Here is a 6,164-nt window from a genome sequence, read left to right as displayed (position 1 = left end):
ATTTTAGACAATACCGGTTCCTTCGTGTGGTCTTCCCGGGACAAGCGGCGGTGCCGCGTCAAGTTACAGTGCGACTGTCAGGGCCGCATCAAGGTCGGCAGCAGGTGCCCGGCGATCCCCGCGACCAGCAAGACAGCCGCCGCCACGGCCAGAATGAGGATGAGTCGTGCCATCATGCTCCACGTGTCGAACCCTTGCCAAGATAGGCGACCGAACGGCCGGTTACGAGGGGGCCTGCGTGCAAGGATGCACGGCCCGCCCGGCCCGGCAAGGGTCAATCGGGTCGGGATTTCCCCGCCCGGCTGCGTCTGACCGTGGGTTTGCCGGGGCCTTGCGGTTTTTTGCCGGCGTCCAGCCCCAGCTGGTCGCGCACCACGCGCGAGCGCAGTTCCTCGACCGCGCCGGGCTTGAGGTTGCCCAGCTGGAAGGGCCCGTAGCTGACCCGGATCAGCCGGTTCACGGTCAGGCCGATGGCCTCCATGGCGCGGCGAATCTCGCGGTTCTTGCCCTCGCGGATCGAGACGGTCAGCCAGGCATTGGCACCCTGGTTGCGGTCGAGTGTGATCGTCATGGGCTGATAGCGCAGGCCGTCGACGGTGATGCCCGCGCGCAACCGCTCCAGCGCGGCCTCTTCGGGCGAGCCCTTGACCCGCACGCGGTAGCGGCGTTGCCAGCCGGTGCTGGGCAGTTCCATGCGGCGCTTGATCTCGCCGTCATTGGTCAGCAGCAGCAGCCCTTCGGAACTCAGGTCAAGCCGGCCGACGCTCATCACCCGCGGCAGGTCCTCGGGCAGGGCGTCGAAGACCGTCTCGCGGCCCTTGTCGTCGCGCGCGCTGGTCACCAGACCGGCAGGCTTGTGATAGAGCCAGACGCGCGGTGGCTCGGCCGCCGCAATGGGTTTGCCGTCCACCGTGATGCTGTCCCCGTCCGTCACGTTCAGGGCCGGGCTGTCGATCCGCTTGCCGTTCACCGCGACGCGGCCCGCCGCGATCATGCGCTCGGCCTCGCGGCGCGAGGCGACCCCGGCGCGGGCGAGAACCTTGGCGATCCGGTCGCCGGACGGGGAAACGGGCTTGGACATGATCGAGGGCTTAGTGGTCCGTTGCGCGTCAGGCAATCGCTGCCGGCTTCATCTTGGCAAAAAACTCATCTCCCGCCCTTGCCAAGCCCGGACAGCCGCCCGATCAAGGGTCATGCCCTTTCGCAGCCACATGGATGCCGCCCTGGACGAGGCCCGCGCCGCCGCCACCCGCGGCGAGGTGCCGGTGGGGGCCGTGGTGGTGCGCGACGGCCAGGTGCTGGCCCGGGCGGGCAACCGGACGCGAGAACTCAACGACCCCACCGCCCATGCTGAGGTGCTGGCGATCCGCGCTGCCTGCGCCGCGCTGGGGCAGGAGCGCCTGAGCGGCCATGACCTCTACGTGACGCTGGAACCCTGCCCGATGTGCGCGGCAGCGATATCCTTTGCCCGGATCGCGCGGCTCTACTACGGCGCGGCCGATCCGAAATCCGGCGGCGTGGCGCAGGGCGCGCGGGTTTTCGACCATCCGCAATGCCACCACGCCCCCGAGGTCTACGACGGCATCGGCGCCGAGGCGGCCGGGCAGTTGCTCAAGGCCTTCTTCGCAGACCGCCGGGGCGTCGACGCGTTTTGATGAAAACGCGTCGCGGCGCGTCGACGCTGCGTCGCGCTCAGAGGCTGATCGGCTCCAGAACCTCGGGTTCGATCAGCCTTGTGCCCACGGGCAGGCGTGCGCCCAGCGGTTCGGCGTCCTGCGCCAGCAGCGGGAAGGTCTTGTAGTGGCAGGGAATGACCGCCTTGAAGTCGAAGTAGCGGTTGGCGGCATAGGCTGCGCCCTCCATGTCCATCGTGAAATGCCCGCCCGCGCAGAGGATGCCGATGTCCGGCGCATAGCGGTCGGCGATCACCTCCATGTCGGCCATGACGTCGGTGTCGCCGCTGACGTAGAGGCAATGCCCCTCGCCGCGGATGATGAACCCGGCCGGCTCGCCCGCGTAGTGCAGCCCCGTCCCGGTGAAATCGAAGGACGAGGAATGCACGGCGTGGGTCATGGTGACGCTGACGCCATCAAGGTCCAGCGTGCCGCCCTTGCCGAAACCCATGACCTCGACCCCGTCTTCTTCGGCCCAGAGCTGCGCGATCTCGTGGATGCAGAGCACCGGAATGCCGCGCTCCCGCGCGATCGCCAGCGTGGTCGAGGCATGGTCGCCATGGCCGTGGGTCAGGCAGATATGCGTCGCCCCCGCGGTTGCCTCTGCCGCCCGATCCTCGGGAAAGGCGGGATTGCCCGCCAGCCAGGGGTCGATCAGCAGGACCTTGCCGCCGATCTCGATGCGAAAGCCGCTATGGCCCAACCAGATGATCTTCATGTCGCGCTCCCTTGGTTCGGTGTGGCGGGCAGGATAACACGACAGGGCGATGTGACCACAGCGGGATGCAGCCCATGGACCTGACCGAGCAGATCGACGGCTATTGCGAGCGGATGGATTTCAGCTTCTGGGCCGAACCGGTGAACGCGCTCACGAACCTTGCCTTCCTCGTGGCCGCGGTGGTCCTGTGGCGGCGCAGCGCCGGGGTGCCCATGGCCCGCGCGCTGGCGGCGGTGCTCTTCGCCATCGGGATCGGCAGTTTCCTGTTCCACACGCTGGCCACGGGCTGGGCGGCCCTGGCCGATACGCTGCCGATCCTCGGGTTCATCCTGCTCTACCTCTTCGCGGTGCACCGCGACGTGCTGGCCTGGCCCGGCTGGGCGGCGGGGCTGGCCACGGCCGGGTTCCTGCCCTACGCGGCCGGGGTCACCGTGTTGCTGCGCGACGTGCCCTTCTTCGGAGTGTCGTCCTTCTACTGGACGGTGCCGATCCTGTTGGTGATCTACGGCATCGTTTTGCGCCACCGGTTCCCGGCGCTGGTGCGTGGCTTCGCGGTGGGCGCGGCGCTCTTGTCGCTGTCCATCACCGCCCGCAGCCTGGACGAAACGCTCTGCGCGGCCTTCCCCGTGGGCACGCATCTGTTCTGGCATCTTCTCAATGCCGTGATGCTGGGCTGGATGATCGAGATATACCGCCGCCACATGCTTGAAGGCCGCGCGGCGGGGCGCTAAAGCGGGCCGCAACGCAACAAGGGAGTGCGCCGCGCAATGTCCATCGACACGGAAACCGCCCGCAAGGTGGCCCATCTCGCCCGCATCAAGGTCGAGGAGGACGAGCTGCCCGCCCTGGCCGGCGAATTCAACGCCATCCTCGGCTTCATCGAGCAGTTGCAAGAGGTCGATGTCGCGGGCGTGGAACCGATGACCACGGTCACCCCGCAGCGGCTCAAGCGGCGCGCGGATGTCGTGACCGATGGCGATCAGCAGGACAAGGTTCTGGCCAATGCCCCCGATGCCCGCGAGGGCTTCTTCGCCGTGCCGAAGGTGGTTGAATGATGACCGAGCTGAGCAAACTCAAGATCGCCGAGGCCCGCGACGCCCTGAAAAAGGGTGAGGTGACCAGCGTGGAACTGACCGAGGCCTGCCTCGGGCAGATCGGGGACGCCGGCGCCCTGAACGCCTTCGTCCATGACACGCCCGACCTGGCGCTGGACCAGGCCCGGGCAGCCGATGGGCGCACGGATGGTGGCAGCCTCAACGGCATCCCGCTCGGCATCAAGGATCTGTTCTGCACCAGAGGGGTTGCGTCGCAGGCGGCCTCGAAGATCCTGGATGGTTTCAAGCCGGAATACGAAAGCACGGTCAGCCGGAACCTGCTGGACGCCGGCGCGGTCATGCTGGGCAAGCTCAACATGGACGAATTCGCCATGGGCTCCTCGAACGAGACCAGCGTCTACGGCGATGCGGTGAACCCCTGGAAGGTGGACGATCGCAGGCTGACGCCGGGCGGCTCCTCGGGCGGGTCCGCCGCCGCCGTGGCCGCTGACCTCTGCCTTGGCGCGACCGGCACGGACACCGGCGGCTCGATCCGCCAGCCCGCCGCCTTTACCGGCATCACCGGGATCAAGCCGACCTACGGCCGCTGCTCGCGCTGGGGTATCGTGGCCTTTGCCAGTTCGCTCGACCAGGCCGGCCCGATGACCAAGGACGTGCGCGACGCGGCGATCATGCTGCAGGCCATGTGCGGGCACGACCCGAAAGACAGCACCAGCGCCGACCTGCCCGTGCCCGATTTCGAGGCCATGCTGACCGGCGATATCCGCGGCAAGACCATCGGTATTCCCCGCGAATATCACATGGAGGGCATGCCCGACGAGATCGAGGCGCTCTGGGCCGAGGGCCGCAAGATGCTGGAGGATGCCGGCGCCACGCTGGTCGACATATCGCTGCCGCACACCAAGTACGCGCTGCCCACCTATTACGTCATCGCCCCGGCCGAGGCCTCCAGCAACCTCGCCCGCTATGACGGGGTGCGCTTCGGCCACCGCGCCGCGTTGGACGCGGGCGACGGCATCGCCGAGATGTACGAGAAGACCCGCGCCGAGGGCTTCGGCGCGGAGGTCAAGCGCCGCGTCATGGTCGGCACCTACGTCCTGTCGGCCGGTTTCTACGACGCCTACTACAACCGCGCCCGCAAGGTGCGTGCCCTGATCAAGAAGGATTACGACGCGGTCTTTGCCCAGGGTGTCGACGCGATCCTGACCCCGGCCACCCCGTCGGCGGCCTTCGGGCTGGGCGAGATGACCGAGGCGGACCCGGTGGCCATGTATCTCAACGATGTTTTCACCGTCACCGTGAACCTGGCCGGGCTGCCGGGGATCAGCGTGCCGGCGGGGCTCGATCGGCAGGGCCTGCCACTGGGGCTGCAGCTGATCGGGCGTCCCTGGGACGAGGGCGACCTGCTGAATACCGCCTATGCGCTGGAAAACGCCGCCGGATTCGTGGCCAAACCGGCACGTTGGTGGTAGCAACGCCCACCGGCATGGGCCGCGGGAAAGGCGGATGGCGATGAGACCTCACAAGATACTGAAGGCCGTGGCGGCGCTGCTCGCGCTGGGGGCCTGTGCGCCCGCGATCCCTGACAGCGGCGACAGCGGCCTAGGCGTCGGCGTTTCGGGGCCGGACCGGGACGCGCGGGCGCAGGCCCGCGGCGGGGTGCGCGCCGAAGCGGCCCCGGAAGACGATGCGCAGGGTGGCGGCACCGGCGGGTCGGTCACGACCTCAGAACTGACTCGGGCCGGCATCGGCGGGGTGGAGACCCCGACCGCGGAGTCCCAGGCAGACCCTGCCGCCAACGACGGAATTTCCGACGAACAGGATTTCGAGGCCGTCGCCGCCCGCGAGACCATCGAGAGCGACGCCGAGCGCCGCGAACGCCAAGCCGCCGCTTACGAGGTCATCGAGCCGACCGCCCTGCCGCGACGCCCCGGCGACGGCGGCCCCAACATCGTGCAATTCGCGCTGGAGGTGCCGAACGACAAGGGCGAGCCGGTCTATTCCCGGGCCGGGCTGTTCAGCGAAAGCCGCTTTCAGCGCAACTGCGCCAAGTACAACAACCCCGACGCCGCGCAGCGCGATTTCCTCGCCCGGGGCGGGCCGGCGCGCGACCGGCTGGGCCTTGACCCCGACGGGGACGGTTTCGCCTGCGGATGGGACCCGACGCCGTTCCGCACATCGGCCGGCGACGGCTGAACCGGCGCGTGGCAGGGTCGCCCAATTTCGGGGACCGCCGCGGCGGCGCGCATCCCTCCTTGGTGGTGCTGCATTACACGGCGATGGCGGACTGCGGCGCGGCGCGCGCCTGGCTGTGCAACCCGGACTCGCAGGTTTCGGCGCATTACCTGATTTCCAAGAGGGGCGCAGTTGAGGCGCTTGTCCCCGAGGACAAGCGTGCCTGGCACGCCGGGGCCGGGGCCTGGGGCACCATCACCGACGTCAACTCGCAGTCCATCGGCATCGAACTGGCCAACCCGGGCACCGCGCCCTTTGCCGCGGCCCAGATGGATGCGCTGGAGGCGGTGCTGGCCGGGATCATGGCCCGCTGGGACATTCCGGCCAAGGGCGTGATCGGACACTCCGATTGTGCACCGGGGCGCAAGATCGACCCGGGCCGGCGCTTCGACTGGGCCAGGTCGCGCGCATCTTCGCGGCCTCGACCGGGCCGACCCCGTTGAGCCGCGCAAGCAACCTGTCGATCCGGCTGATCTCGCTGAA

Annotated in this window: 7 protein-coding genes and 1 pseudogene; 6 read left to right on the top strand and 2 right to left on the bottom strand. The window is 68.7% G+C overall.

The genetic code is table 11. From position 1 onward, the window contains the following. Positions 1–274 precede the first annotated feature (274 nt). The gene (locus ACH107_RS29140) at positions 275–1,081 is read right to left on the bottom strand and encodes a pseudouridine synthase (protein ID WP_310691596.1); all 807 of its coding nucleotides are present in this window, start codon (positions 1,079–1,081) and stop codon (positions 275–277) included. 112 nt (positions 1,082–1,193) lie between these two features. Between ACH107_RS29140 and ACH107_RS29135 the strand changes: the two genes are divergently transcribed. Next, on the top strand, positions 1,194–1,655 hold the full coding sequence (locus ACH107_RS29135) for a nucleoside deaminase (protein WP_412509213.1): 462 nt from the start codon (positions 1,194–1,196) through the stop codon (positions 1,653–1,655). 37 nt (positions 1,656–1,692) lie between these two features. On the opposite strand, the gene ACH107_RS29130 is transcribed toward ACH107_RS29135, so the two are convergent. Next, a complete protein-coding gene (locus tag ACH107_RS29130) occupies positions 1,693–2,391 on the bottom strand; it encodes a metal-dependent hydrolase (protein ID WP_310691594.1) in 699 nt (232 codons plus the stop codon). Between the two features lie 74 nt (positions 2,392–2,465). On the opposite strand from ACH107_RS29130, the gene ACH107_RS29125 reads away from it, so the two are divergent. From ACH107_RS29125 to ACH107_RS29105, 5 genes and pseudogenes are all read left to right on the top strand, one after another. Continuing rightward, on the top strand, positions 2,466–3,122 hold the full coding sequence (locus ACH107_RS29125; RefSeq protein WP_310691593.1) for a ceramidase domain-containing protein: 657 nt from the start codon (positions 2,466–2,468) through the stop codon (positions 3,120–3,122). A gap of 36 nt (positions 3,123–3,158) precedes the next feature. Further along, positions 3,159–3,446: an Asp-tRNA(Asn)/Glu-tRNA(Gln) amidotransferase subunit GatC gene (gene gatC, locus ACH107_RS29120; RefSeq protein ID WP_310691592.1), complete on the top strand. Its 288-nt coding sequence runs from the start codon at positions 3,159–3,161 to the stop codon at positions 3,444–3,446. Beyond that, complete coding sequence (gatA, locus tag ACH107_RS29115) at positions 3,446–4,918, top strand: Asp-tRNA(Asn)/Glu-tRNA(Gln) amidotransferase subunit GatA (RefSeq protein WP_412509212.1); 1,473 nt, start codon at positions 3,446–3,448, stop codon at positions 4,916–4,918. Before gatC ends, gatA begins: the two co-directional genes overlap by 1 nt. Before the next feature lie 34 nt (positions 4,919–4,952). Then, the gene (locus ACH107_RS29110) at positions 4,953–5,642 is read left to right on the top strand and encodes a hypothetical protein (RefSeq protein WP_310702905.1); all 690 of its coding nucleotides are present in this window, start codon (positions 4,953–4,955) and stop codon (positions 5,640–5,642) included. 8 nt (positions 5,643–5,650) lie between these two features. Next, positions 5,651–6,109, top strand: a pseudogene (locus tag ACH107_RS29105) (N-acetylmuramoyl-L-alanine amidase); the annotation flags it as partial. Positions 6,110–6,164: the final 55 nt, after the last annotated feature.

This window comes from Roseovarius halophilus (ex Wu et al. 2025), from assembly GCF_047086965.1.
Note: the sequence above shows the minus strand (reverse complement) of the source record. Positions and strands in the feature narration are given on the sequence as shown.